Raw genomic sequence first — 25,518 nt, 5'->3', positions numbered from 1 at the left:
TTCCCTGTAGGAGCTGCCGAAGACTGCTCCTACAGGGGTATTGCCTTATCAGGAACCGATGTAACTGGTCTTCACGACCGTGTAGAACTCTTGCGCATAACGGCCTTGCTCACGTGAGCCATAGGATGAACCTTTACGGCCACCGAACGGAACGTGGTAATCGACGCCAGCGGTCGGCAAATTGACCATCACCATCCCGGCCTGCGAGTGACGCTTGAAGTGGTTGGCGTATTTCAACGACGTGGTCGCAATACCCGCCGACAAACCGAACTCGGTGTCATTCGCCATCGCCAGCGCCGCGTCGTAATCGGCCACGCGAACAATGTTGGCCACCGGGCCAAAGATCTCTTCGCGGCTGATGCGCATCGACGCTTCACTGTCGGCAAACAGCGTTGGCGCGAGGAAGTAGCCTTCGGTATCACAGGTCACCAGACCGCCACCGCTGACCAGACGCGCACCTTCGGACTGGCCGATATCGATGTATTTCATGTCCTGTTCCAGCTGCGCTTGCGAAACCACTGGACCAATATCGGTGCCGGATTTCAGCGCGTGGCCGACCTTGATCGACTTCATGCGCTCGGCCATGGCTTTGACGAATTTGTCGTGGATCCCGGCAGTGACGATCAAGCGGCTGGAAGCCGTGCAACGCTGGCCGGTAGAGTAGAACGCGCTCTGCACCGACAGCTCGACCGCTTGTTTGAGGTCGGCGTCGTCGAGAATGATCTGCGGGTTCTTGCCGCCCATTTCCAGCTGCACTTTCGCCTGACGCGACACGCAGTTAACGGCGATCTGACGACCCACGCCCACCGAACCGGTGAAGCTGATGCCGTCGACTTTCGGGCTCTGCACCAACGCATCGCCAACCACGCGACCGCTGCCCATCACCAGGTTGAACACGCCAGCCGGGAAGCCGGCGCGGGAGATGATTTCCGCCAATGCCCAGGCACAACCCGGTACCAGATCGGCCGGCTTCAATACCACGCAGTTGCCGTAGGCCAGGGCTGGGGCGATTTTCCACGCAGGAATCGCGATCGGGAAGTTCCATGGGGTGATCAGACCGACCACGCCCAGCGCTTCGCGAGTCACTTCAACGTTGACGCCCGGGCGCACCGACGGCACGTAGTCGCCGGACAAGCGCAGGCATTCACCGGCGAAGAATTTGAAGATGTTGCCGGCGCGGGTCACTTCACCGATGGCTTCAGGCAGGGTCTTGCCCTCTTCCCGGGCCAGCAGGGTGCCGAGCTCTTCGCGACGGGCAAGAATTTCGCTGCCGACTTTATCCAGCGAATCGTGACGGGCCTGAATGCCCGAAGTCGAGTACGCCGGGAACGCGGCGCGGGCGGCGTCGATGGCGGCGTGAACCTGAGTCAGATCAGCCTTGGCGTAGTCGCCGATGGTGTCGCTCAGTTCCGAAGGGTTGATGTTGGCCGAGTAGTCGGCACCGGCAACCCATTCACCGTTGATGTAGTTGTCGTAGCGTTTTGCAGTTGTCACAGGGGCAGCCCTCACATCTCAAAGCCTTCACGCAAAAAGCCGCTGATTGCTCAGCGGCCTCGCTTTTATCGGGTGTTACTGCGCACCTTGCTTGTCGATCAGCGCGGCGAGCATTTCGTACTCTTCGCCGGTCAGATCGGTCAGCGGCGCCCGCACCGGGCCTGCGTCATAGCCGGCGATTTTCGCGCCTGCCTTGACGATGCTCACGGCGTAACCGGCCTTGCGGTTGCGGATGTCGAGGTATGGCAGGAAGAAGTCGTCGATGATCTTGCCGACGGTGGCGTGATCCTCACGGGCGATCGCGTGGTAGAAGTCCATCGCGGTTTTCGGAATGAAGTTGAACACCGCCGAGGAGTAAACCGGCACGCCCAGCGCCTTGTAGGCCGCGGCGTAGACTTCGGCGGTCGGCAGACCACCCAGGTAGCTGAAGCGATCACCGAGGCGGCGACGGATCGACACCATCAACTCGATATCACCCAGACCGTCCTTGTAGCCGATCAGGTTCGGGCAGCGCTCGGCCAGACGTTCCAGCAGCGGCGCAGTCAAGCGGCAAACGTTGCGGTTGTAAACAACCACGCCGATGTTGACCGATTTACACACGGCTTCAACGTGAGCGGCAACGCCGTCCTGGCTGGCTTCGGTCAGGTAGTGCGGCAGCAGCAACAAGCCTTTGGCGCCCAGACGCTCGGCTTCCTGAGCGTATTCGATGGCCTGGCGAGTCGAACCGCCGACGCCGGCCAGAATCGGCACGCTGGTTTCGCAGGTGTCGACGGCAGTCTTGATGATTTCCGAGTATTCGCTAGCGGCCAGGGAGAAGAACTCACCGGTGCCGCCGGCGGCGAACAAGGCTGAAGCGCCATACGGAGCCAGCCATTCCAGGCGTTTGATGTAGCCCGCGCGGTTGAAATCGCCCTGCGCGTTGAAATCGGTCACCGGGAAGGACAGCAGGCCGGCAGAGAGGATGGACTTCAGTTCTTGTGGATTCATTATTCGAACACCCTGGTAGCAACGTTTTTTGTGATTGGTCCGTTCAGCCTTCGCTGAAGTTGTAGGTCATCGTACAACTTAAAAGATAACCGTCAACTGCATTTCATCGTTGTGGGTGGTTTTTTGTCGGACAAAAGTGTTTAAGCCAAATGGCGAATCAGCGTAAAGGCCCGTTTTTATTGGGCTACATTGCAGAAATGTCTGGTCAAGATTCGTTTACTGAGCGCAGCTACCACGCCGGGTAAGGTGCGACGACTGCCACGAAGGATCGTGGCGGACCACCGAAGGAAACCGAAATGTCCACGAATTACGCTGCACCGACCCTCGCGCAAATGGACTCTTCTGCCTCTGACACCCTCACTTTGCAGCTATCCGTGCTACCCGATGTATTGATCGTACAAGTCCCGGATTCGAGCGATTTTCCAGCGAACTGGAGCGTCTACCCGATTCTCGGCGACGACCCGGAAGAGCCGGAGTGGGAAGGTGAGGAAGTGAACACTGGCACCTGGGACGATGCTGAAGACGAGATGGAGAAACTGACGGGGATCGAGTTGCAGTTGCCTAAAGAAGTGCTCCGTCCGTACCTGAACAGGGAGATTGAACTGCGCTACAAGTTTTGCGATGAGTCGAGTATGGAGCCGTTTTCGGAGGTGTTGAGGTTGCGGATTGAGGGCTGAACCTTGTCGTGCGGGAGCGGTTACCGTTCGTCGGAACTGGTATTTCTTACAGGTGTGTAAGAGGGCTTCGCGCTTCTTAAATAGAAGCGCGCGGGTGACATCAATGCGCCGGCGCCTTCGATAACCTAAAGCTCAATAGACGGATCTTGACCATGAACGCACAAACTCAAACCTTGCCAGCCCCGACTCTCAAGCAAGCCGAAAACGGCACAGTCCGCATTAGCCAACTTTCCGACCCGACAGATGCCGAAGTACCTAACGGCCATGGCGCGTTGGCAGGAGACCAAATCGAGTTGTTCCTCAAGAGAACTCAAGGGACTTCCTGGACTAGCGGAGCAATCGCTATTACTCATCAACATGTCGGGAAGCCCATTGCGTTTGCGATCCCGAAGAGTGCGTTTGCAGTAGGTGTGGTAGCGGGTGAACAAGCCACCTTAACGTACAAAATCACCAAACCGTCTGGTATTGAAGTGATCTCTTCTCAAGCCAAATTCAAACTGGAGCCTTAACCCTCAGCCCCTCTGCGCCTGTGCCTCTTCATGAGCCTGGCGCAGTCTTTCACGGCTGTTGGTCAGGTGCAGACGCATCGCCGCACGCGCCGCATCTGAATCCTGACGGGCAATCGCGTCGTAGATTTCTTCGTGCTCACGGCTCAGGCGGCTCATGTAGTGCTGCTGATCATCATGGGCCAGGCGTGCCGAATTCAGCCGCGTACGCGGAATGATGCTGGTGCCCAGGTGGGTCATGATGTCGGTGAAGTAACGGTTGCCGGTGGACAGCGCGATTTCCAGATGGAAGGCAAAGTCCGAAGCAACAGCATCACTGGCATGGGCAGCGCTTTCGTTGAGCGCATCGAGGGCGGCGCGCATGGTCGCCAGTTGCTCGGCGCTGCGACGTTGCGCGGCAAGGCCGGCAGATTCGACTTCGAGGCTGATGCGCAATTCGAGAATCGCCAGAACATCACGCAGGGTGACGACAGTGGCCGGGTCGATACGGAAACCACTCGGGCTTGGCGTATCGAGCACAAACGTGCCGATGCCGTGGCGGGTTTCCACTTGCCCTGCAGCCTGCAAACGCGAGATCGCCTCGCGCACCACGGTGCGGCTGACGCCATGGGCTTCCATGATCGCCGACTCGGTAGGCAGTTTGTCACCGCGTTTGAGCAGGCCATCGCGGATCTGCTCGCTCAGCACCGTCACCAGTTCCTGGGCCAGGCTGCGGCGCTTGCGCGGGAGACGCGGGGTGTCGATCAGGTTTTCCATGGTGTGCATCTTGTCTCGAAAATTCGGCTTGGGGGCATCATAGCTCAAGCGGGTTGTACGATCACTTTCCGGTTTACATCGCTTTATGTAGGAGTGAGCCTGCTCGCGATGACGTCCGCACATTCAGCATCAATGTGACTGACCCAACGCTATCGCGAGCAGGCTCACTCCTACAGGGGTTTAACGGTGATCAGGCAGTCACGGTCTGTTCAACCAAATGGCCGCTGTCGATCCGCACGTGCCGTGGATGGAAGCGTTTCAAGCTGCTGCGATGGCCAACGCTGACAATGCTCAGCCCCGGCAACTGATCGATCAGCGCCTGATAAAGCGTCGCTTCATCCTCTTCATCCATCGCCGAAGTCGCCTCATCCATGTACAGCCACTGCGGTGCGTAAAGCAACGCACGGGCGAAAGCCAGTCGTTGCTGCTCACCCGGCGAGAGCATGCGTTGCCAGTGATTGGCCTCGTCCAGTCGCCCAATCAGATGCGGCAAGCGGCAGGCTTCCAGCACTTGTGCATAACGCTCCGGCGCGTAACTGTCGCCCGGCTGTGGATAACTCAACGCCTCGCGCAGAGTGCCGATCGGCAGATACGGTTTCTGCGGCAGGAACAGATACCGCGCCGCCGGCAAACGAATATTGCCGTGCCCCGCGGGCCACAAATGCCCCATCGCCCGCAGCAACGTCGACTTGCCGCTGCCAGAACGGCCGCTGAGCATCACCCGCTCACCGGGTTCCACAGTCATGTCGGCACTGGTCAACAGATGGCGACCATCGGCCAGATCCAGACCGAGGTTGTGCACTTTCAATTCGCTGCCCTGATTCTGCACATCGATGGCCGGGGTGCGTTCTTCGTTGTTGCTCATCGCATTGCGGAAACTCAGCAACCGGTCACACGTAGCGCGCCACTCTGCCAGATCCTGATAAGCACTGATGAACCAGCTGAAGTTCTCTTGCACATTGCCGAAGGCCGAGTTGATTTGCATCAGCTCACCGAGTTCGATTTTGCCGCTGAAGTACCGTGGGGCCGCCACCATGAACGGAAAAATGATCGCGATCTGCCCATAACCCGAGGTAAAAAACGTCAGCCGCTTGGACACCCGCATGATGTCCCAGAAATTGTGCCAGACCAGACCGAAACGGTTACTCAGGCGCCGGTTTTCATTCGGCTCGCCGTTGTACAAGGCGATACTCTCTGCATTCTCGCGAACCCGCACCATCGAGAAACGCAGGTCGGCTTCAAAACGTTGCTGGTTGTTGTTCAAACCGATCAGACGCCTGCCAATCAAATGCGTCAGCCAACTACCAATCACCGCGTACACCAATGCACACCAGAACATGTAACCGGGAACAGTGAAACCGAACACCTCAATGCTTCCGGAAACGCCCCACAGGATGATCGAGAACGACACCAGACTGACGACTGTGCGGATCAGACCCAAGCCAAGGGCCAGTGTGTTGGCCGTGAATTTATTAAGGTCTTCGGAGATCCGCTGGTCCGGGTTATCGGTATAGCCACCCTGCTCCAGCTGGTAGTAGTTCTTGTGCTCCAGCCACCGGGTGAAATGCTTTTCGGTGAGCCAGGCACGCCAGCGGATGGTCAGCATTTGCGTCAGATACTGGCGATACACGGAGCCGAGAATCGCCACCGCCGCGATACCGCAGAAATACAGGATCAACTGCCAGAAGGCCGCCTCGTCCTTCTTCTGCAAGGCATTGTAAAAATCCTTGTACCAACTGTTGAGCCACACCGCGATCCATACGCTGAACAGCGTAAGCGCGATCACGGCAATCAGCAGCGTCCAGGCCTTGCCCTTCTCTTCGCTGCGCCAGTAAGGCGTGATCATCGCCCAAACCTTGCGAAAAAACTGCCCGCGCACAGCATCGTTGACCGCGGAATATTCAGCGTTCTGATTCATGGATAAGGCTCGAAATAGGAAAGAACAGACACGCACCGATCATAGATGATCGGTGCGTTTTATCGCGAGGGCTGGCGATAGTCGTTCAGCGCAGGTTCAGCGACGAACCGGGCGCTTCTGCAGTTTGCGCTGCAGGGTGCGGCGGTGCATGCCCAAGGCGCGGGCAGTGGCGGAGATGTTGCCTTCGTGCTCGGTGAGCACGCGCTGGATGTGTTCCCACTGCAGGCGGTCGACCGACATCGGGTTTTCCGGCACCAGACTGTCGAGGTCGGCGTGTTCGGACAGCAGCGCGGCCAGCACGTCGTCGGCATCGGCGGGTTTGCACAGGTAATTGCAGGCGCCGCGCTTGATCGCTTCGACCGCGGTGGCAATGCTCGAATAACCGGTGAGGATCACCACGCGCATTTCCGGGTCCAGCTCCAGCAGCTTGGGCAGCAGCACCAGACCGGAATCGCCGTCCATTTTCAGGTCGAGCGCGGCGTAATCAGGCAGATCGGCCTGGGCGATGGTCAGGCCTTCTTCGGCAGAACCTGCGGTGCTGACGCGAAAGCCACGGCGAGCCATGGCACGGGCCATTACTCGGGTGAACGTTGCGTCGTCATCGACCAGCAGCAAATGCGGCAGCTCTTCGCCTTCGACTTGGATTTCGTCACTCATGTTGGTCTCCTCGGGCGCCGTGAGGCAGGCGCAGCTCGGTGAGCGTGCCGCCTTCCTCATGACTATAGAGTTTCACTGAGCCGCCGGCGCGTGTCACGCTGGCCTTGCTCAAAAACAGGCCCAGGCCGAAACCTTTGCCCTTGGTGGTAAAAAACGGTTTGCCGATCTGTTCGGCGATGGCCAGCGGCACACCGGCGCCGTGGTCACGAATGCTGATGGTCACGGTTTCCGCGTCCCAGTCCAGGGTCACCTTGAGGTTTTCCGGGCAGGCGTCGGCGGCGTTGTTGAGCAGATTCAGCAAGGCCTGGGTCAGATCCGGCGGCGGCGCCATGCGCGGCACGGTGCCTTGGCCGAGACGGTGGAAGCGATAACTGGCCTCCGGCCGCATCAGGTGCCAGCGGTTCAGCGCTTCGTCGAGCCAGTCGGTGACGTCCTGCATCTCGACAGCCAGACGCCGGTTGGCCTCGGCGGCCCGCACCAGTTGCTGCAAGGTCTCCTTGCAGAGTTTGACCTGATCCTGCAGCACCTTCAGATCATCCTGCAGCATCGGGTCGGGATGGTCCTGCTGCATTTCCTTGAGCAACACGCTCATGGTCGCCAACGGCGTGCCGAGTTCATGGGCAGCGCCAGCGGCTTGGGTGGCGACGGCGAGCAGTTGCTGATCGCGCAGGCCTTCTTCACGGCGAATCGCGCGTAATTCTTCCTGACGGCGCAGCTCCTCGGCCATGCGTGCGGCGAAGAAGGTGATCACCGCAGCGGCCAGCGCAAAGCTCAGCCACATGCCGTAGATCTGCAGGTTCTCGCGGGCCACCGGCAGGGTTTCCAGCGGATAGAAACGCGTCAGCATCACGGTGTACAGCGCCAATGCGATACCGGAGAGAACTACCGAATAACGCCACGGCAGCGTCACGGCAGCGATGGTCAGCGGCACCAGGTAGTAGGAAACAAACGGGTTGGTCGAACCACCGGAGAAGTACAGCAGCGCACTGTGGATCACCAGATCACAGGCCAGTTGCAGCGCATATTCGAGTTCGGTCACCGGCCACGAAGTGCGCAAACGCACGGCAGTGAACACGCAAAGCAGTGTCGAGCAGCCAAGGGTCATCGCCAGTTGCACCCACGGCAACGGCAACAATTGCAGCCAGTAGGCCAGGCCTACGGAGCCAGCCTGCGCAGCGAGCACCAGGGTGCGGATGAAAGTCAGCCGCCAGAGGTTCTGGCGAGTGGCGGATGTCAGTTGTACGGGGGCGAGCATGAGCTCTCCTGATGAGCGCTCCAGGCGGATCGCACGGAGTATAACCAAGCCGCGCCCTTGAGAGGCGAAAGTGCGGCAAACGACCACATGGCGGAAACATCTTCGGCGGCTATAAGGACGCCTTCGCGAGCAGGCTCGCTCTCACCTTTGAAATGCATTCCCCTGTGGGAGCGAGCCTGCTCGCGAAGGGCTGCGCAGCAGCCCCGGCCATCTGTATAGAAGTTGTAACTGGGCGAACCGGATCATAAAAGCTAGAGTCTGATGGTTTCACGCAGGCCCCCGAACCATCACCTGCGCCCTCATCAAGGAGCTTTCATGCACACATTTCGCCGCAGCGCCGCCCTTCTCGCCCTGACCGTCGGCAGCATCGCCAGCCTTCCGGCCCTGGCCGCCGATGAGCTGCACTACAACCAGATTTCCCTGCGCGCCGAAGTCAGCACGGAAGTCGCCCGCGACCTGATGATCGTCACCCTCTACACCGAAGAACAAAACACCGACCCGGCCAAACTCGCCGCCGACGTCAGCACCACCATGAACAAGGCCTTGGCCCAGGCCAAGCAAGTCAAAGACATCACCCTGCGTCAGGGCAGCCGCAACAGTTACCCGATCTACGACACCAAAGGCCAGAAAATCACCGGCTGGCGCGAACGCGCCGAACTGCGCCTGGAAAGCTCTGACTTCGCCGCCCTGTCCAAACTCACCGGCGAACTGCTCGGCGACCTGAAAATGGGCGGCATGGACTTCGCCATCGCCGACCCGACCCGCAAATCCAGTGAAGACCAGTTGCTCAAAGAAGCAGTGACCGCCTTCAAGGCCCGCGCCCAACTGGCCACTGATGCACTGGGCGGCAAGGGTTACAAAATCGTCAACCTGAACCTCAACAGCAACGGTTATCCACAACCGTACCTGCGCGCACCGATGATGATGAAAGCGGCGGCGATGGATTCGGCGCCGGTGACGCCGGAAGTTGAAGCAGGTACGAGCCAGGTCAGCATGACGGCTGATGGTTCGATTGAAGTGTTGATGCCGTGATTTGATTTGCGCTGAATGAAAAACCGCCGATCGGTGAATGATCGGCGGTTTTTTTGTGCCTGGGATTTGCTGTGGATGAACCACCGTCTTCGCGAGCAAGCTCGCTCCCACAGTTTGAAATGCATTCCACCTGTGGGAGCGAGCTTGCTCGCGAAGAACGATAACGCGGTCTCAGGTCTGCGGATCAACCCGATCCAGCGCCCGATTCACCGCCAGCTCGGCCAGCATGATGATCTGCTGAATCGCCAACGCCGTATTGCGCTCGGGCCGGCCCAGTTGATCGGCAAAGTTACCGGTTAACGTGTTCGCCGACGCCAGTGACTCACAGGCATGCGTCAGCAGGCTTTCGGTGTCGATGTTCGGCTGGATCAGGAACATCGTGCTGGGCTGCCGGGGTTTGAGGGGTTCGGGGCTGAGGTAGAAATCCAGGGCTCGTTTGATGGCTTCGCGGGTTTTGATCTGGTCTTCGGCGCGGATGGCTTCTTCGAGTGGGGTATCGAGGGGTGGGTCAGGTATCAATTTATCCATGGAAAATTTCCTTATGAACTGACGCCATTCATTTCCGATCTCACTCGAGAAATGAGGTGGCAACTATGTACGGAGTGAGATTACCGGTAAGGAAACCAACCCGGCCGGACAAAAGTCCGCCCGTACATAGCCGCCATAAAAACTGCTGACAGCATGAGCTGGCGGCGATTATGGAGGGGCTTGTGCAGGTTTCCAAATTCAATAACCGGGAATCTCACCTCCCGATCGCTGAGTTTTCAGCGACACCCAGAGCCTAAAGAGCGCACGCCCGACGGACAACCTGAAAACCTTGTGGGAAGGTTCTGGTTATTTGCATCAGATTTAAACAGCCAAAAGCCAACCCTCACCCTAGCCCTCTCCCGGAGGGAGAGGGGACTGACCGTGGTGTTTGGGAGAGTTACGCCGACGTGCGATTGCCGTGTTGAACTCAGATTCTGCAACAGATCAAAAGCCCCTCACCCTAGCCCTCTCCCGGAGGGAGAGGGGACTGACCGAGTTGTTTGGGAGAGTTACGCCGACGTGCGATTGCCGTGTTGAACTCAGATTATGAAACAGATCAAAAGCCCCTCACTGTAGAGACCGGTACATCCTTTACAAATTAGACCGGGGACATCGTTTACACCTTTACAGGCTTGAAACGCGTTTGGCGCCTCTTTCAAGCCTGCCTAAACAGTGGCTGCAAAGGTACAGTTCCCAAGCGTCATCAGCCACTTCCTTCAACGCGATGTCCTCTCCAATTAGAGCCTCTCCTAGAAAAATCAGCTGTCCTTTCCATTTAATTTCCCCATTTGACCGAACCTTACGTACTTCAACATCGGAACCGTATTCAAGCGCAGGCAAGTAACCGGGATAAGCGCGTATCGACGGGCGATAGACAGATGCCGGCGGTTTCATGCCCAGCGCGGTGTGCGGTCGGTGGTGGTTGAAGTCTTGGATGAAATCCTGAAAAGCCAGCTGCTGGCGCACCAGGTTTTCCGCCGGTGGCACTGCTGCCTTTAGCGTTCGATGCATCCGTTCATGTCGACCATTTTGGTCGGGACGGCCAGGTGTAATCGTTTCGACATGGATTCCGAGCCTGATGAACCAAACCGATAACTTCGAAAGTCGCGCCAGACCTGTCGACGCAAAAGGAGCGCCATTATCAGTGCGGATCACATCCGGCAGCCCATATTCTCGAAAAGCCCACTCGAAGCCTTCCCGCGTCGGCGCTCCGTGCGTACTGGGCAAAGCGCGACAGACGAATAAAAAGCGGCTCATCTGATCGGTAATGGTCAGCGGATAGCACCAATTACCGTCCTGCATTTTGAACTGCCCTTTGTAATCAGCACACCAAGTCTGGTTGGGCGCGTCGACCGGACGTAAATGTGTTGGAGCACGGGGACGCGGGGGATAGGGCCGTCGTGCCACCACCAAACCAGCTTTCTTCAACCACTCCCCGGCGGTACTCGCCGCCGGCCATTGGATATGCGGATCGGAATCGCGCAGGCGACCAATGATCTGCTTGGGTCCCCGATCGGGATGTTCGTTTTTCTTGGCCAGCAACTTGGCGATGATTTCATCGGAAGTTTGGTGAGGGCAATTCAGCGGCTTACGCGACTGCTCTTTCAAGCCATCCACGCCCAACGCTGCATACCGTTCCAGCCACTTGTCGATGGTTGGACGACTGACGCCATACCGCCGGCTTAATTGGCTTTTGGTGTAGCTGCCGCTGAGCCAATCGCTAATTAACTTCACTCGTTGATCCATTGGGGACTCTTGTTTCCAGGGCATGGTCAGCACCTCCTGACCATGATTGATACCTGTAAACCATGTCCCCGGTCTCAAACGTAAAGGATGTACCCGGTCTTTACCCACCCTAGCCCTCTCCCGGAGGGAGAGGGGACTGACCGAGTTGTTTGGGAGAGTTACGCCGACGTGCAATACCGCGTCGAACTGAGGCTTTGAAAAACACACAAATCGGCCCCCTCTCCCTCCGGGAGAGGGCTGGGGTGAGGGGCGAATCCACCACAAAACCAAAGCCGAACACCCGCTTTTCACCACTCAATAGGCCGAGTGTCAGCTCGCCTGCTTTTGATCTTGACCCACCGGCGACGTCGGAAGGCTGAGTGGAGGGATTGATCCGGGCGTGGGAGCGCAGCGACCGTTTGGCGCAGCCAAACACAGCGGGAGTAGGTGCAGCGAAGCAAACCGGAGACGCTGCGCCCGGATCGATCCCGGAGCGAAGGAACCCCGAGCCCCAGCGAGCGGGCCGAACGTAGGAGCAAGCGTTTTTTGCTTACTTTTTTTGGCGTTTGAAAAAAAGTGAGTCGCCGTAAGGGCGAAACCCTAAGCCGCCGTTACCGCAGCAACGGATATACACACAAGCGCTAGATATACCGAGATAGACACTTCAACAGGAAAAACGATATTTCCGCCAACACCCCCGCCCCAGCTACTCTTCCACGATTACCACCGCCGATTCCCCGGGGACCCCATGCCAAGATCCACCCTAAAACCGCTCTTGATCTCCCTCGCACTAACCGCCATAGCCCCAATCGCCAACGCCGCCACAACCCTGGTCTACTGCTCCGAAGCCAGCCCCGCCGGCTTCGACCCCAGCCAATACACCAGCGGCACCGACTTCGACGCCTCCGCCGAAACCGTCTTCAACCGCCTCACCCAATTCAAACGCGGCGGCACCGACATCGAACCCGGCCTGGCGACAAAATGGGACGTCTCCAGCGACGGCCTGCAATACACCTTCCACCTGCGCCAAAACGTAAAATTCCACACCACCGACTACTTCAAACCCACCCGCGACTTCAACGCCGACGACGTCCTCTTCACCTTCCAGCGCCTGCTCGACCCGGATAACGCCTTCCGCAAGGCCTACCCCGCCGAATCCCCCTACTTCACCGACATGGGCCTCAACACCACAATCAAATCGTTAGAAAAACTCGACGAGCAAACCGTGCGCTTCAACCTCAACAACGTCGACGCCGCGTTCGTGCAAAACCTCGCCATGAGCTTCGCCTCGGTGCAATCAGCCGAATACGCCGCGCAACTGTTGAAGGAAGGCAAAGCCGCCGACCTCAACCAGAAACCGATCGGCACCGGCCCGTTCGTATTCAAGCGTTACCAAAAGGACTCGCAAATCCGCTACGCCGCCAACACGGCCTACTGGAAACCCGAAGACGTGAAGATCGACAACCTGATTTTCTCGATCACCCCGGACGCCGCCGTGCGCCTGCAAAAACTCAAGGCCGGCGAATGCCAGGTCAGCGGCTACCCACGCCCGGCCGACATCGAAGTGATGGAAAAAGACCCGAATCTGCGCGTGCTCAAACAGGCCGGTTTCAACCTCGGCTTCCTCGCCTATAACACCACCCACGCGCCACTCGACCAGCTCAAAGTGCGGCAGGCGCTGGACATGGCCATCGACAAACCGGCAATCATCAAAGCCGTCTACCAAAGCGCCGGCCAACTAGCCCAAAACGCCTTGCCGCCGGCGCAATGGTCGTATGACCCGAACATCAAGGACGCTCCCTACGACCCGGTAAAAGCGCGGGTGCTACTGAAAGAAGCAGGGGTTGCGCCGGGTACAACCATCAACCTTTGGGCGATGACAGTGCAACGCGCCTCAAACCCGAATGCGCGGATGTCGGCGCAGATGATCCAGCAGGATTGGGAGAAAATCGGCATCAAGGCCAACATCGTCAGCTACGAATGGGGCGAGTACATCAAACGCGCGAAAAATGGCGAACACGACGCCATGATTTATGGTTGGACGGGTGACAACGGTGACCCGGACAACTGGCTGGGCGTGCTCTACAGCTGCGCGGCGGTAAAAGGCAGCAACTACGCCAAATGGTGCGATCCGGCCTACGACAAACTGGTGCAACAGGCCAAGTTGGCCACCGACAAAGATCAACGGGTAAAACTGTATCAACAGGCGCAACTGATCCTCAAACAGCAGGTGCCGATCACACCGATTGCCAACTCCACGGTGTTCCAGCCGCTGCGCAAGGAAGTCACTGACTTCCGGATCAGCCCGTTCGGTCTTACCCCCTTCTATGGCGTGGGTATAAATAAGTAACACCAAGCCCCAAGGCGGCGCGCACAACGTGACCAATGCACCGTTTTGGGGCTTCATTTGCACCGTAAAAACCACCCGCAAACGGTCAAATGCGTCAGAAGTTACACAGATGCGACATTAAGGTACGTTCGTGCCACGCTTTGTGGCCGGCAGTCGTTCTGGATCTTGCAATGGGTATGGCCCCTGCATAAGTATCCGCAGGCACGACTCACGAGGTCGTACCTCACAACTAAAAAATGACAACAAATCATGAGGCCAACATGCTTAAACACGCGGTCATTCCGTTTTTAGTCGGCGCAGGCTTGTTAGCCTCCGCACCTTTCGCATCCGCTGCGACTAACCTGGTGTTCTGCTCCGAAGGCAGCCCGGCCGGTTTCGACCCAGGCCAGTACACCACCGGAACCGACTTCGACGCCTCAGCCGAAACCATGTTCAACCGCCTGACCCAGTTCGAGCGCGGCGGCACCGCCGTGATTCCTGGTCTGGCGACCAAGTGGGACATCTCCGATGACGGCCTGACTTACACCTTCCACCTGCGTGAAGGCGTCAAGTTCCACACCACCCCGTATTTCAAGCCGACTCGTGAGTTCAACGCCGACGACGTGCTGTTCACCTTCAATCGCATGATTAACAAGGATGACCCGTTCCGTAAGGCGTACCCGACCGAATTCCCGTACTTCACCGACATGGGGATGGACACCAACATCACCAAGATCGATAAAGTCGACGACCACACCGTCAAGTTCACTCTGAAAGAAGTCGACGCTGCGTTCATCCAGAACATGGCGATGAGCTTCGCCTCGGTACAGTCCGCCGAGTACGCAGCGCAGCTGCTGAAAGAAGGCAAGGCTGCCGACATCAACCAGAAGCCGATCGGCACTGGTCCGTTCGTGTTCAAGAGCTATCAGAAAGACTCCAATATCCGTTACACCGGCAACAAGGATTACTGGAAGCCTGAGGATGTGAAGATCGACAACCTGATCTTCGCCATCACCACTGACCCGTCGGTACGTATTCAGAAGCTGAAAAAGAACGAGTGCCAGGTCACCCTGTTCCCGCGTCCGGCCGACCTGAAAGCGCTGAAAGAAGACAAGACCCTGAAGATGCCTGACCAGGCTGGTTTCAACCTGGGTTACATCGCCTACAACGTGATGGACAAGGTCAAGGGCAGCAACGAAGCCAACCCACTGGCTGACCTGCGCGTCCGTCAGGCGCTGGACATGGCTGTGAACAAACCACAGATCATCGACTCGGTTTACCAGGGTGCCGGCCAACTGGCGGTCAACGCCATGCCGCCGACCCAGTGGTCTTACGACACCACCATCAAGGACGCCAAGTACGATCCTGAGAAAGCCAAGCAACTGCTGAAGGAAGCTGGCGTCAAGGAAGGTACCGAAATCGTTCTGTGGGCGATGCCGGTGCAGCGTCCGTACAACCCGAACGCCAAACTGATGGCTGAAATGCTCCAGTCCGACTGGGCCAAGATCGGCTTGAAAGTGAAGATCACCAGCTACGAATGGGGCGAGTACATCAAGCGTTCCAAAGGTGGTGAGAACCAGGCCATGATCATTGGCTGGAGCGGTGACAATGGTGATCCGGACAACTGGCTGAACGTGCTGTTCGGTTGCGACTCGCTCAGCGGCAACAACTTCTCCAAGTGGTGCGACAAGAAGTTCGACGGCCTCGTCAAAGAAGCCAAGCGTACAACCGACCAGGCCAAGCGCACCGAACTGTACAAAGAGGCGCAACACGTCCTCAAAGATGCAGTCCCGATGACACCTATCGCTCACTCGACGGTGTACCAACCCATGCGCGCCAACGTGCAGGATTTCAAGATCAGCCCATTCGGCTTGAACTCCTTCTACGGCGTCAGCGTCAGCAAATAAGGCACTGCAGCGGCGACGTTTATAACGTCGCCGTTGTTTTACCTGCCGAGAAGTTAGGAAATTGCCTACAACCAATTCCGCTGCGGATTACCGCAGAGGTATAGGACGCGTCGCCTTTTCCTACGAGATTTAAGGCATTTACGCATTTACTGCCAGAACCGCGGCCCCTACCGTCGGGTACTGACCAGTGTCTGCGTGGGCCACCGGTTTGCCGTACGTACTGGATTGAGCTCGATGCAACCAAAACGTCTCTGGATGAGGTGACGGTGCATTGAACAACACTAAAAAAGAGGGAGCGTCATGCGCCATACCTTGATTTATTCCGCATTGCTGGGTGCCGGCCTGTTGGCCGCCTCGTCCGCCAGTTTCGCCGCCAGCAAAAGCCTGGTGTTCTGCTCTGAAGGCAGCCCGGCCGGTTTCGATACCGCGCAGTACACAACAGCGACCGATAACGACGCCGCCGAACCGATCTACAACCGTCTCGTCGAGTTCGAAAAAGGCGCGACCAATGTCGTACCCGGTCTGGCGACCAAGTGGGACATTTCCGAGGATGGTCTCAAGTACACCTTTCACCTGCGTGAAGGTGTGAAATTTCATACAACGCCGTACTTCAAGCCAACTCGCGATTTCAACGCCGACGACGTGCTGTTCACGTTTAATCGCATGCTCGATGCGCAACAACCTTTCCGTAAGGCTTATCCAACCGAGTTCCCGTATTTCAACGGGATGAGCCTGAACAAGAACATCGCCAAGGTCGAGAAGACCGGGCCGCTGACCGTGGAGTTCACGCTCAACAGCGTCGACGCCGCGTTCATCCAGAACATCGCCATGAGCTTCGCCGCCATCCTGTCCGCCGAATACGCCGACAAGCTGCTGGCCGAAGGCAAGCCAAGCGACATCAACCAGAAACCGATCGGCACCGGGCCGTTCGTGTTCAAGAGTTATCAGAAAGACTCGAACATTCGTTACACCGGTAATCAACATTACTGGGACCCGAGCCGGGTCAAACTCGATAACCTGATCTTTGCGATCAACACCGACGCCTCGGTGCGCGTGCAGAAGCTAAAGGCCGGCGAGTGCCAGATCACCCTGCACCCGCGCCCTGCCGATGTTGAAGCGCTGAAGGCCGATCCGAAACTGCAATTGATCTCCAAGCCGGGTTTCAACCTCGGCTACATCGCCTACAACGTTCGCCACAAGCCATTCGACCAGCTCGAAGTGCGTCAGGCGCTGGACATGGCGGTGAATAAACAAGGGATACTCAACGCTGTTTATCAGGGCGCCGGCCAACTGGCCGTGAATGCCATGCCGCCGACCCAGTGGTCCTACGACGACAGCATCAAAGACGCCGCCTACAACCCGGAAAAAGCCAAAGAGCTGCTCAAGGCTGCCGGTGTCAAAGAAGGCACCGAGATCACCCTGTGGGCGATGCCGGTGCAGCGCCCGTACAACCCGAACGCCAAACTGATGGCCGAAATGCTCCAGGCGGACTGGGCCAAGATCGGTCTGAAAGTGAAGATCGTCAGCTATGAATGGGGCGAGTACATCAAGCGCACCAAGAACGGCGAGCACGACGTCAGCCTGATCGGCTGGACCGGTGACAACGGGGATCCGGACAACTGGCTCGGCACGCTGTACAGCTGCGATGCCATTGGCGGCAACAACTATTCCATGTGGTGCGATCCGGCTTACGACAAGCTGATCAAAGAGGCCAAGGTCGTCACTGACCGTGACCAACGCACCGTGCTCTACAAACAGGCTCAGCAATTGCTTAAACAGCAAGTGCCGATCACGCCTGTCGCCCACTCGACGGTCAACCAACCGTTAAGCGCCAGGATCGAGGGTTTCAAAGTCAGCCCGTTCGGTCGCAACGTGTTCTCGGGTGTCGGTATCGATTAAACCAGACGATTAGCCGCAACGCTGGGGGGCGCTGTCTAGCCCCTCACGCAAGCGCTTTGCCGAAATTCGCCAATCTGACTTTTGGCAAACGTTTGCGATGTGTGAACGAGTTCTAAACCAATAACCGGCATACCAAAAAAAGCCGGCATAAAAAGAAAGTAAAGGAGCTTCACCCATGAAACTGAGCAGCACCGCGATACTGGCCCTGGCCATCAGCAGCGTCACCGCCACGGCGTACGCAGAACCTGCAAGTCAGGAGTTCGTCCCTACCACGTTGGCCGGCAGTAGCGCCCAAAGCGAGGCCAAAGGCTTTATCGATGGACAAAGCCTGGGCGGCACAACCCGTAACTGGTACGCCAATGAACTGAAACGTCGTGACGACACTTTCAGCTACGTGAAAAACAGCGACAAGAACACCTCGCCAGTGGTCAAGACCGCGACCCCGCGTCGGATCAACTGGGTGCAAGGCACCATCGTCAACTACACCTCGGGCTTCACCCAAGGCACCGTTGGCGTCAGCACTGAAGTCGCCGCTTACAACGCCATCGTTCTGGACCGTGACCGCAAGGACATCGCCGGCGGATCCAACCGTACCCTGGCGCACTCTGATGGCGACGCTGTCGACCAGTGGAGCAAACTGGGTCTGGCCAACGTCAAGCTGCGCGTTTCCAACACCACGCTGACCGCCGGTCGTCAGAACTTCAGCACGCCGATCGTCGACGTCATCGGCAACCGTCCGCTGCCTTCGAGCTTTGAGGGTATTACCCTGCACAGCGAAGAGCTCAACAACATTTCGTTTGACCTGGGTGGCTTCGACCGCGTTTCGCCACGTACCGAGCAGAGCCTGTCGAAATTCCGCACCGAGTACTCGGCCACTGGCGTGGAGACCGACAAGGTCTACATCGCTGGCGTCAACTACCAGCCGTTCAAAAGTCTGAAAACCAGCCTGTACGGCTCCAACGTCGAAGACTTCTGGAACCAGTACTACTTCGGCGCCACCCACGAACTGGGTGACAGCCAGGTGCTGAGCCTGACCACCGGTCTGAACTACTACAAGACCGTCGATGAAGGCAAAAAGCTGATGGGCGAGATCGACAACGATACCTACTCGCTGTCGCTGGGTCTGGCTCACCAGGCACATAGCCTGACCTTCTCGTACCAGGAAGTGAATGGCGACACGTACTTCGACTACCTGCACGAAACCAACGGCATCTACCTGGCCAACTCCCTGCTGTCGGACTTCAACGGCCCGAACGAGAAGTCCTTCCAGATCGCCTACGGCATCAACATGGCCGAATACGGCGTACCCGGCCTGAAGTTCAACATCTACCAGGCGCGCGGCTGGGGCATCGACGGTACTCACTACCGTGGCACCGCCTACACCGATCCGGGCGCCAAGCGTGGCGACCTGAGCCTGATGGACGGCGAAACTCACTATGAATACGGCATCGGTGCTTCCTATGCCGTGCAGAGCGGTCCGCTCAAAGCCACCGCGATTCGCGCGACGTACACCACGCACCGCGCCAGCGAGCATCAGGCTGACGGCAACATCAACGAGTTCCGTCTCGTGACCACGATTCCATTCAACATCCTGTAAAAACGCCAGCCGACGGCTGACTCATGATGAGTCGGCCGTTCGGCTTTTTGTCTTCAACCGATTGCAGAGGGTTATCGATGAAAATGCTTCCCCTACGTGCGGCCATCGCGGCTGCGTTGCTGAGTGTCGCTGTTGGCGTCTCGGCCAAACCCTTGGTGGTCTGCACCGAAGCCAGTCCGGAAGGCTTCGATATGGTCCAGTACACAACTGCAGTCACGGCGGACGCTGTGGCCGAAACCATCTTCAACCGCCTGGCCGACTTCAAGCCCGGCACCACTGAAGTGATCCCAGCACTCGCCGAGTCCTGGGACATCAGCGAAGACGGCCTGACCTACACGTTCCACCTGCGCAAAGGCGTCAAGTTTCACACCACCGAATACTTCAAGCCGACCCGCGACATGAACGCCGACGACGTGGTCTGGAGCTTCCAGCGTCAACTGGACCCGAATCACCCGTGGCACAAACTGTCGAGCGTGGGCTTCCCGTACTTTGAAAGCATGGGTTTCAAGGAACTGCTGAAGAATGTCGAGAAAGTCGACGACAACACGGTCAAGTTCACCCTGACCCGCCGCGAAGCGCCGTTCCTGGCCGATATCGCGATGGCGTTCTCCTCGATCTACCCGGCCGAATACGCCGACCAATTGCTCAAGGCCAACAAGACAGGTGACTTGAACAACAAGCCGATCGGCACCGGCCCGTTCATCTTCCAGCGTTATGCAAAAGACGCGCAGGTGCGTTTCAAGGCCAACCCGGATTACTTCCGTGGCAAGGCGCCGGCTGACGCGCTGATCCTGGCCATCGCCACCGACAACAACGTGCGCCTGCAGAAGCTCAAGGCCAACGAGTGCCAGATCGCCCTGTATCCGAAACCGGATGACATCCCGAGCATCAAGAAAGACAGCAACCTGAAAGTCGATGAGCTCGACGCGATGACCGTCTCGTACGTCGCCATGAACACCCAGCACAAGTACATGAGTGACGTGCGCGTGCGCAAAGCCATCGATATCGCCTTTGACAAGGAAGCCTATGTCAACGCGCTGTTCGGCAAAGGCAATGCGTCGGTCGCGGTCAACCCGTACCCGCCGACCCTGCTCGGCTATAACCACGACCTGAAGAACCCGCCACGTGACCTCGATGCCGCCCGCAAGCTGCTCAAGGAAGCCGGGGTTCCGGAAGGCACCGTGTTTACCCTGTTTACCCGCAACGGTGGCGGTCCGACCAACCCCAACCCGATGCTCGGCGCACAAATGATGCAGGCTGACCTGGCGAAAGTCGGGATCAAGATCGACATTCGCGTGATGGAATGGGGCGAAATGCTTAAACGCGCCAAGGCCGGCGAACACGATATGGTCTCGGCCGGATGGGCGGGCGACAACGGCGACCCGGATAACTTCCTGACGCCTATGCTCAGTTGCGAAGCGGCAAAAAATGGCGAGAACTACGCCCGCTGGTGCAACGAGAAATTCCAGGCACTGCTGGATGAAGCACGGGCTAAAGTAGATCCGGCCGAACGCGCAAAGCTCTACGAACAGGCGCAAGTGCTGTTTAATCAGGATCAGCCATGGATCAGCATGGCCCACACCAGGATGTTTACTGCAATGCGCAACAACGTAGAGGGCTATCACATCAGCCCTCTCACCACTAATAACTTCGCCACTACCCAGGTGAAGTAGATAAGAAACTCCCGGCGTCCCTGACCCCAGGGATGCCGGGCACGCCTAACCGGCTGATGAGGTACCACACACGATGTTTAGTTTTATTGCCCGCCGACTGGGGTTGTTGATCCCCACGTTTTTCGGCATCACCTTGCTGACTTTCGCGTTGATTCGCATGATTCCGGGCGACCCCGTGGAAGTGATGATGGGCGAACGTCGGGTCGACCCCGAAATGCACGCTCAGGCAATGGAACGCCTAGGTCTGAACAAGCCGCTGTATGCCCAGTATCTGGACTACATCGGCAAACTGGCTCACGGCGATCTCGGCGAATCCCTGCGCACGCGTGAAAGCGTATGGACCGAGTTCACCTCCCTCTTCCCGGCGACCCTGGAACTGTCCATGGCCGCCCTGCTGTTCGCCGGCATTCTCGGGCTTCTGGCCGGGGTGATCGCGGCACTCAAGCGAGGATCGCTGTTCGACCACGGGGTGATGGGCATCTCCCTCGCGGGGTATTCGATGCCGATCTTCTGGTGGGGCCTGATCCTGATCATGTTCTTCTCGGTGAGCCTGGGCTGGACGCCGGTTTCCGGGCGCATCGACCTGCTCTATGACATCGAGCCGCGCACCGGTTTCATGCTGATCGACACGCTGCTGGCCGATGACGTCGGCGCCTTCTTCGATGCCCTGCATCACCTGATCCTGCCGGCCATCGTCCTCGGCACCATCCCGCTGGCGGTGATCGCGCGAATGACCCGTTCGTCGATGCTCGAAGTGCTGCGTGAAGACTACATCCGCACCGCCAGGGCCAAAGGCCTGTCGCCGTCGCGCGTGGTGTTCGTGCACGGTCTGCGTAACGCACTGATTCCGGTACTCACCGTGGTCGGCCTGCAAGTCGGCACCCTGCTGGCCGGTGCGGTTCTGACCGAAACGATTTTCTCCTGGCCCGGCATCGGTAAATGGCTGATCGAAGCCATCGGTGCCCGGGACTACCCGGTTGTGCAAAACGGCATCCTGTTAATCGCCTGCCTGGTGATTCTGGTCAACTTCGTAGTGGACATCCTCTACGGCTTTGCCAACCCACGCATCCGTCATCAGCGCTGAGGTCAATAACCATGAGCACTCCAACATCCTCAGTAGCCACCGCCGCCAACGCGGATCAAAGTCTGCTGTACCCGTCGCCGTACAAAGAATTCTGGCAAGCCTTCTCGAAGAACAAGGGCGCAGTTGCCGGCCTCATGTTCATGCTGCTGATCATCTTCTGCGCGCTGTTCGCGCCGTGGGTTGCGCCGCATAACCCGAGCGAGCAATACCGCGACTTCCTGCTGACGCCGCCGGCGTGGCTGGAAGGCGGGCAGATGCAGTTCCTGCTCGGCACCGATGAACTGGGTAGAGACCTGCTGTCGCGTCTGATCCAGGGTTCGCGCCTGTCGCTGCTGATCGGTTTGTCGTCGGTGGTGATGTCGCTGATTCCGGGGATCCTGCTCGGTCTGTTCGCCGGTTTCTTCCCGAAGATGATTGGCCCGACCATCATGCGTCTGATGGACATCATGCTGGCCCTGCCGTCGCTGCTGCTGGCAGTGGCGATTGTCGCCATCCTCGGCCCTGGCCTGATCAACACCGTGATCGCCATTGCTGTGGTGTCCCTGCCGTCCTACGTGCGTCTGACCCGTGCTGCGGTGATGGGCGAACTGAACCGCGACTACGTGACCGCCGCGCGCCTGGCCGGTGCCGGTCTGCCACGTCTGATGTTCATCACCGTGCTGCCGAACTGCATGGCACCGCTGATCGTGCAGGCGACCTTGAGCTTCTCGTCGGCGATTCTCGATGCCGCAGCGTTGGGCTTCCTCGGCCTTGGCGTACAACCGCCAACCCCTGAGTGGGGCACCATGCTGGCCTCGGCCCGTGACTACATCGAACGCGCCTGGTGGGTGGTGAGCCTGCCTGGTTTGACCATTTTGCTCAGCGTGCTGGCAATCAACTTGATGGGCGACGGTCTGCGCGATGCGCTGGACCCGAAACTCAAGAACGCCGCCTGAGGAGATTCCCATGTCACTGCTAGAAATCAAGAATCTCAACGTTCGCTTCGGCGACAAGACCGCGACCCCAGTGGTCGATGGCCTCGACCTGAAAGTCGACAAAGGCGAAGTACTGGCCATCGTTGGCGAGTCGGGTTCGGGTAAATCCGTGACCATGATGGCGCTGATGGGCCTGATCGAGCATCCCGGCATCGTCACCGCCGACTCGCTCAGCTTTGACGGCAAAGACATGCTCAAGCTGAGCAATCGTCAGCGTCGGCAAATCGTCGGCAAAGACCTGTCGATGGTCTTTCAGGACCCGATGACCGCACTGAACCCGAGCTACACCGTCGGTTTCCAGATCGAAGAAGTGCTGCGTCTGCACCTGAAAATGTCCGGCAAGCAAGCCCGCAAACGTGCGATCGAACTGCTGGAAAAAGTCGAAATCCCGGGCGCCGCCAGCCGTATGGACGCCTACCCGCACCAACTGTCCGGCGGGATGAGCCAGCGTGTTGCGATCGCCATGGCGATTGCCGGCGAACCGAAACTGCTAATCGCCGACGAACCGACCACGGCACTCGACGTGACGATTCAGGCACAGATCATGGATCTGCTGCTGGCGTTGCAGAAAGAACAGAACATGGGCCTGGTGCTGATCACCCACGACCTCGCGGTCGTGGCAGAAACCGCCCAGCGCGTCTGCGTGATGTACGCAGGGCAAGCCGTTGAAGTCGGTCAGGTGCCGCAACTGTTCGACATCCCGGCGCACCCGTACAGCGAAGCGCTGCTCAAGGCGATTCCCGAGCACAGCCTCGGCGCCGCACGCCTGTCGACCCTGCCGGGCATTGTCCCGGGCCGCTACGACCGTCCGCAGGGCTGCCTGCTGTCGCCGCGCTGCCCGTACGTGCAGGACAGCTGCCGCGAACAGCGTCCAGGCCTTGATCCGAAAAGCCACAGCCTCGCCCGCTGCTTCTTCCCGCTGAACCAGGAGGTGGCGTAATGGCCGTCGTACTTACCGCCCGCGACCTGACCCGTCACTACGAAGTCTCCCGTGGCCTGTTCAAGGGCCATGCGACCGTACGCGCACTGAACGGCGTGTCGTTCGAACTGGAAGCCGGCAAGACCCTCGCCGTAGTTGGTGAGTCGGGCTGCGGCAAATCCACCCTCGCCCGTGCGTTGACGCTGATTGAAGATCCGTCTTCCGGATCCTTGAAAATCGCCGGTCAGGAAGTTGCCGGCGCCGACAAGGCCCAGCGCAAGCAACTGCGCAAAGACGTGCAGATGGTCTTCCAAAGCCCATACGCGTCGTTGAACCCACGGCAGAAAGTCGGTGACCAGCTCGGCGAACCGCTGCTGATCAACACCAACCTCTCCGCCGCCGAGCGTCGCGAGAAAGTCCAGGCGATGATGAAGCAGGTCGGCTTGCGCCCTGAGCACTACCAGCGCTATCCGCACATGTTCTCCGGCGGTCAGCGTCAGCGTATCGCCCTGGCTCGCGCGATGATGCTGCAACCGAAAGTGCTGGTGGCGGATGAACCGACCTCGGCATTGGACGTGTCGATTCAGGCGCAGGTGCTCAACCTGTTCATGGATCTGCAGCAGGAGTTCAACACTGCGTACGTGTTCATCTCGCACAACCTTGCGGTGGTGCAACACGTGGCCGACGACGTGATGGTGATGTACCTCGGTCGCCCGGTGGAACTGGGCCCGAAGAACGACATCTACGAGCGCCCGCTGCACCCTTACACCCAGGCGCTGCTGTCGGCGACCCCGACCATTCACCCGGATCCGAACAAGCCGAAAATCAAGATCGTCGGCGAACTGCCTAACCCGCTGAACCCGCCACCGGGCTGCGCTTTCCACAAGCGCTGCCCGTACGCGACCGAGCGATGCAGCACTGAAGAGCCAGCGTTGCGCCAGCTCGACAGCCGACAGGTGGCTTGCCACTACGCCGAGCAGTTCCTCGACGGCGCGGCCTAAAAACCGCACTGAAACAATGTGGGAGCGAGCCTGCTCGCGAAAGCGGTGTATCAGTCACCATTAATGTTGACTGAGAGGACGCCTTCGCGAGCAGGCTCGCTCCCACAAGGGGATGTGAGTTGTTCCTGAGTTAACCAAACCCCTCCCACCTCAATTGCGCATCAGTCGAGGCGGAAGGGGTTTTCTTTTGCCTGCGATTTACGATTGGCTATCGCCTTCGTCGTCATCAGTGTCCGGATCATCAGTGGTCGAGTCGTCGTCATCGGCGCTGCCGCCCTGCCCCTGATCGCCCGGCTCGGACTCAGACTTGGCGAGCATCAAGCCGCTATGCCCGACCTTTCCGTTGAAGGCCTGGGAATCGTGATCCTCGCACTCGGCCCAGGCCGTCGCGGTGCCGAGGGACAGCATGACCATCACTTTCAACAGCAATAAAACCCGTAGCAACCTGCTTTTCATAGCTGACTCCATCCATTTTCAGGTGAGACATTCGTGCCTGACTGGCGCTGTGTGAAATCTAGTTCCGATCCATCGGGTTCACCAGATAGGACGCTAAGGAGCAGGCAGAAATGCCCCTCATGGAAAGACAGTTTTCGAATAATG

The 25,518-nt window shown here is 58.5% G+C and carries 21 protein-coding genes; 12 read left to right on the top strand and 9 right to left on the bottom strand.

Annotated features, from left to right (window positions below; translation table 11 throughout):
* Positions 1 to 48 precede the first annotated feature (48 nt).
* Together HU754_RS05595 and kdgD are read right to left on the bottom strand one after the other, a co-directional pair.
* On the bottom strand, positions 49 to 1,494 hold the full coding sequence (locus HU754_RS05595) for an aldehyde dehydrogenase family protein (RefSeq protein ID WP_186624813.1): 1,446 nt from the start codon (positions 1,492 to 1,494) through the stop codon (positions 49 to 51).
* A gap of 75 nt (positions 1,495 to 1,569) precedes the next feature.
* Positions 1,570 to 2,481, bottom strand: coding sequence for a 5-dehydro-4-deoxyglucarate dehydratase (kdgD, locus tag HU754_RS05590; protein ID WP_016984321.1), 912 nt, complete (start codon positions 2,479 to 2,481; stop codon positions 1,570 to 1,572).
* A 296-nt stretch (positions 2,482 to 2,777) separates the two neighbouring features.
* Here kdgD and HU754_RS05585 point away from each other — a divergent pair, with 296 nt between their 5' ends.
* Both HU754_RS05585 and HU754_RS05580 read left to right on the top strand, forming a co-directional pair.
* Positions 2,778 to 3,158 carry a hypothetical protein gene (locus tag HU754_RS05585; RefSeq protein WP_116254669.1) on the top strand — a complete coding sequence of 127 codons (381 nt, stop codon included), beginning with the start codon at positions 2,778 to 2,780 and terminating at the stop codon, positions 3,156 to 3,158.
* 152 nt (positions 3,159 to 3,310) lie between these two features.
* Positions 3,311 to 3,667 (top strand): hypothetical protein, encoded by a 357-nt coding sequence (locus HU754_RS05580; protein WP_116254670.1) that lies wholly within the window; start codon positions 3,311 to 3,313, stop codon positions 3,665 to 3,667.
* A 3-nt stretch (positions 3,668 to 3,670) separates the two neighbouring features.
* Here HU754_RS05580 and HU754_RS05575 read toward each other — a convergent pair whose 3' ends face one another.
* The 4 genes from HU754_RS05575 to HU754_RS05560 all read right to left on the bottom strand — a co-directional run bounded on the left by HU754_RS05575 (position 3,671) and on the right by HU754_RS05560 (position 8,250).
* Positions 3,671 to 4,420 carry a FadR/GntR family transcriptional regulator gene (locus tag HU754_RS05575; RefSeq protein ID WP_175559635.1) on the bottom strand — a complete coding sequence of 250 codons (750 nt, stop codon included), beginning with the start codon at positions 4,418 to 4,420 and terminating at the stop codon, positions 3,671 to 3,673.
* Between the two features lie 190 nt (positions 4,421 to 4,610).
* The gene (locus HU754_RS05570) at positions 4,611 to 6,338 is read right to left on the bottom strand and encodes an ABC transporter ATP-binding protein/permease (RefSeq protein WP_186624812.1); all 1,728 of its coding nucleotides are present in this window, start codon (positions 6,336 to 6,338) and stop codon (positions 4,611 to 4,613) included.
* Between the two features lie 96 nt (positions 6,339 to 6,434).
* Positions 6,435 to 6,995 carry a response regulator transcription factor gene (locus tag HU754_RS05565; RefSeq protein WP_003221630.1) on the bottom strand — a complete coding sequence of 187 codons (561 nt, stop codon included), beginning with the start codon at positions 6,993 to 6,995 and terminating at the stop codon, positions 6,435 to 6,437.
* The gene (locus HU754_RS05560; protein WP_093435878.1) at positions 6,988 to 8,250 is read right to left on the bottom strand and encodes an ATP-binding protein; all 1,263 of its coding nucleotides are present in this window, start codon (positions 8,248 to 8,250) and stop codon (positions 6,988 to 6,990) included. Before HU754_RS05560 ends, HU754_RS05565 begins: the two co-directional genes overlap by 8 nt.
* 315 nt (positions 8,251 to 8,565) lie before the next feature.
* On the opposite strand from HU754_RS05560, the gene HU754_RS05555 reads away from it, so the two are divergent.
* Positions 8,566 to 9,282 carry an SIMPL domain-containing protein gene (locus HU754_RS05555; RefSeq protein ID WP_186624811.1) on the top strand — a complete coding sequence of 239 codons (717 nt, stop codon included), beginning with the start codon at positions 8,566 to 8,568 and terminating at the stop codon, positions 9,280 to 9,282.
* Positions 9,283 to 9,453: 171 nt separating this feature from the next.
* Here the strand turns inward: HU754_RS05555 and HU754_RS05550 are convergent, their stop codons facing one another.
* Both HU754_RS05550 and HU754_RS05545 read right to left on the bottom strand, forming a co-directional pair.
* On the bottom strand, positions 9,454 to 9,810 hold the full coding sequence (locus HU754_RS05550) for a DUF6124 family protein (protein ID WP_186624810.1): 357 nt from the start codon (positions 9,808 to 9,810) through the stop codon (positions 9,454 to 9,456).
* A gap of 624 nt (positions 9,811 to 10,434) precedes the next feature.
* Entirely contained in the window at positions 10,435 to 11,580 is a 1,146-nt protein-coding gene (locus HU754_RS05545) for an integrase core domain-containing protein (RefSeq protein WP_116256756.1), read from the bottom strand.
* 703 nt (positions 11,581 to 12,283) lie between these two features.
* Here HU754_RS05545 and HU754_RS05540 point away from each other — a divergent pair.
* From HU754_RS05540 to HU754_RS05500, 9 genes are all read left to right on the top strand, one after another.
* Positions 12,284 to 13,885, top strand: a complete 1,602-nt coding sequence (locus tag HU754_RS05540) for an ABC transporter substrate-binding protein (protein WP_186623102.1) — start codon at positions 12,284 to 12,286, stop codon at positions 13,883 to 13,885.
* 260 nt (positions 13,886 to 14,145) lie between these two features.
* On the top strand, positions 14,146 to 15,771 hold the full coding sequence (locus HU754_RS05535) for an ABC transporter substrate-binding protein (protein WP_093435868.1): 1,626 nt from the start codon (positions 14,146 to 14,148) through the stop codon (positions 15,769 to 15,771).
* A 300-nt stretch (positions 15,772 to 16,071) separates the two neighbouring features.
* A complete protein-coding gene (locus tag HU754_RS05530) occupies positions 16,072 to 17,670 on the top strand; it encodes an ABC transporter substrate-binding protein (RefSeq protein WP_093435865.1) in 1,599 nt (532 codons plus the stop codon).
* A gap of 175 nt (positions 17,671 to 17,845) precedes the next feature.
* Positions 17,846 to 19,267 carry an OprD family porin gene (locus HU754_RS05525; protein ID WP_116256428.1) on the top strand — a complete coding sequence of 474 codons (1,422 nt, stop codon included), beginning with the start codon at positions 17,846 to 17,848 and terminating at the stop codon, positions 19,265 to 19,267.
* A 77-nt stretch (positions 19,268 to 19,344) separates the two neighbouring features.
* Positions 19,345 to 20,940 carry an ABC transporter substrate-binding protein gene (locus HU754_RS05520; protein WP_093435859.1) on the top strand — a complete coding sequence of 532 codons (1,596 nt, stop codon included), beginning with the start codon at positions 19,345 to 19,347 and terminating at the stop codon, positions 20,938 to 20,940.
* Positions 20,941 to 21,013: 73 nt separating this feature from the next.
* Entirely contained in the window at positions 21,014 to 22,024 is a 1,011-nt protein-coding gene (locus HU754_RS05515) for an ABC transporter permease subunit (RefSeq protein ID WP_075947650.1), read from the top strand.
* Positions 22,025 to 22,035: 11 nt separating this feature from the next.
* Positions 22,036 to 22,959, top strand: coding sequence for an ABC transporter permease subunit (locus tag HU754_RS05510; protein ID WP_134174556.1), 924 nt, complete (start codon positions 22,036 to 22,038; stop codon positions 22,957 to 22,959).
* 10 nt (positions 22,960 to 22,969) lie between these two features.
* The gene (locus HU754_RS05505; protein ID WP_186623100.1) at positions 22,970 to 23,938 is read left to right on the top strand and encodes an ABC transporter ATP-binding protein; all 969 of its coding nucleotides are present in this window, start codon (positions 22,970 to 22,972) and stop codon (positions 23,936 to 23,938) included.
* The gene (locus HU754_RS05500) at positions 23,938 to 24,918 is read left to right on the top strand and encodes a peptide ABC transporter ATP-binding protein (protein ID WP_007917625.1); all 981 of its coding nucleotides are present in this window, start codon (positions 23,938 to 23,940) and stop codon (positions 24,916 to 24,918) included. The genes HU754_RS05505 and HU754_RS05500 overlap by 1 nt, the downstream gene beginning before the upstream one ends.
* Positions 24,919 to 25,116: 198 nt before the next feature.
* Here the strand turns inward: HU754_RS05500 and HU754_RS05495 are convergent, their stop codons facing one another.
* Positions 25,117 to 25,374 carry a hypothetical protein gene (locus tag HU754_RS05495; RefSeq protein WP_186623098.1) on the bottom strand — a complete coding sequence of 86 codons (258 nt, stop codon included), beginning with the start codon at positions 25,372 to 25,374 and terminating at the stop codon, positions 25,117 to 25,119.
* Positions 25,375 to 25,518: the final 144 nt, after the last annotated feature.

The organism is Pseudomonas zeae, assembly GCF_014268485.2.
Classification (GTDB): domain Bacteria; phylum Pseudomonadota; class Gammaproteobacteria; order Pseudomonadales; family Pseudomonadaceae; genus Aquipseudomonas; species Aquipseudomonas neuropathica.
This window is presented reverse-complemented; position numbering and strand designations above follow the sequence as displayed.

Bases quoted from the DNA above. Each gene is read 5' to 3' on its own strand.
- kdgD (WP_016984321.1), bottom strand. From the start codon at position 2,481: ATGAATCCACAAGAACTGAAGTCCATCCTCTCTGCCGGCCTGCTGTCC.
- HU754_RS05585 (WP_116254669.1), top strand. From the start codon at position 2,778: ATGTCCACGAATTACGCTGCACCGACCCTCGCGCAAATGGACTCTTCT.
- HU754_RS05580 (WP_116254670.1), top strand. From the start codon at position 3,311: ATGAACGCACAAACTCAAACCTTGCCAGCCCCGACTCTCAAGCAAGCC.
- HU754_RS05575 (WP_175559635.1), bottom strand. From the start codon at position 4,420: ATGGAAAACCTGATCGACACCCCGCGTCTCCCGCGCAAGCGCCGCAGC.
- HU754_RS05570 (WP_186624812.1), bottom strand. From the start codon at position 6,338: ATGAATCAGAACGCTGAATATTCCGCGGTCAACGATGCTGTGCGCGGG.
- HU754_RS05565 (WP_003221630.1), bottom strand. From the start codon at position 6,995: ATGAGTGACGAAATCCAAGTCGAAGGCGAAGAGCTGCCGCATTTGCTG.
- HU754_RS05560 (WP_093435878.1), bottom strand. From the start codon at position 8,250: ATGCTCGCCCCCGTACAACTGACATCCGCCACTCGCCAGAACCTCTGG.
- HU754_RS05555 (WP_186624811.1), top strand. From the start codon at position 8,566: ATGCACACATTTCGCCGCAGCGCCGCCCTTCTCGCCCTGACCGTCGGC.
- HU754_RS05550 (WP_186624810.1), bottom strand. From the start codon at position 9,810: ATGGATAAATTGATACCTGACCCACCCCTCGATACCCCACTCGAAGAA.
- HU754_RS05545 (WP_116256756.1), bottom strand. From the start codon at position 11,580: ATGCCCTGGAAACAAGAGTCCCCAATGGATCAACGAGTGAAGTTAATT.
- HU754_RS05540 (WP_186623102.1), top strand. From the start codon at position 12,284: ATGCCAAGATCCACCCTAAAACCGCTCTTGATCTCCCTCGCACTAACC.
- HU754_RS05535 (WP_093435868.1), top strand. From the start codon at position 14,146: ATGCTTAAACACGCGGTCATTCCGTTTTTAGTCGGCGCAGGCTTGTTA.
- HU754_RS05530 (WP_093435865.1), top strand. From the start codon at position 16,072: ATGCGCCATACCTTGATTTATTCCGCATTGCTGGGTGCCGGCCTGTTG.
- HU754_RS05525 (WP_116256428.1), top strand. From the start codon at position 17,846: ATGAAACTGAGCAGCACCGCGATACTGGCCCTGGCCATCAGCAGCGTC.
- HU754_RS05520 (WP_093435859.1), top strand. From the start codon at position 19,345: ATGAAAATGCTTCCCCTACGTGCGGCCATCGCGGCTGCGTTGCTGAGT.
- HU754_RS05515 (WP_075947650.1), top strand. From the start codon at position 21,014: ATGTTTAGTTTTATTGCCCGCCGACTGGGGTTGTTGATCCCCACGTTT.
- HU754_RS05510 (WP_134174556.1), top strand. From the start codon at position 22,036: ATGAGCACTCCAACATCCTCAGTAGCCACCGCCGCCAACGCGGATCAA.
- HU754_RS05505 (WP_186623100.1), top strand. From the start codon at position 22,970: ATGTCACTGCTAGAAATCAAGAATCTCAACGTTCGCTTCGGCGACAAG.
- HU754_RS05500 (WP_007917625.1), top strand. From the start codon at position 23,938: ATGGCCGTCGTACTTACCGCCCGCGACCTGACCCGTCACTACGAAGTC.
- HU754_RS05495 (WP_186623098.1), bottom strand. From the start codon at position 25,374: ATGAAAAGCAGGTTGCTACGGGTTTTATTGCTGTTGAAAGTGATGGTC.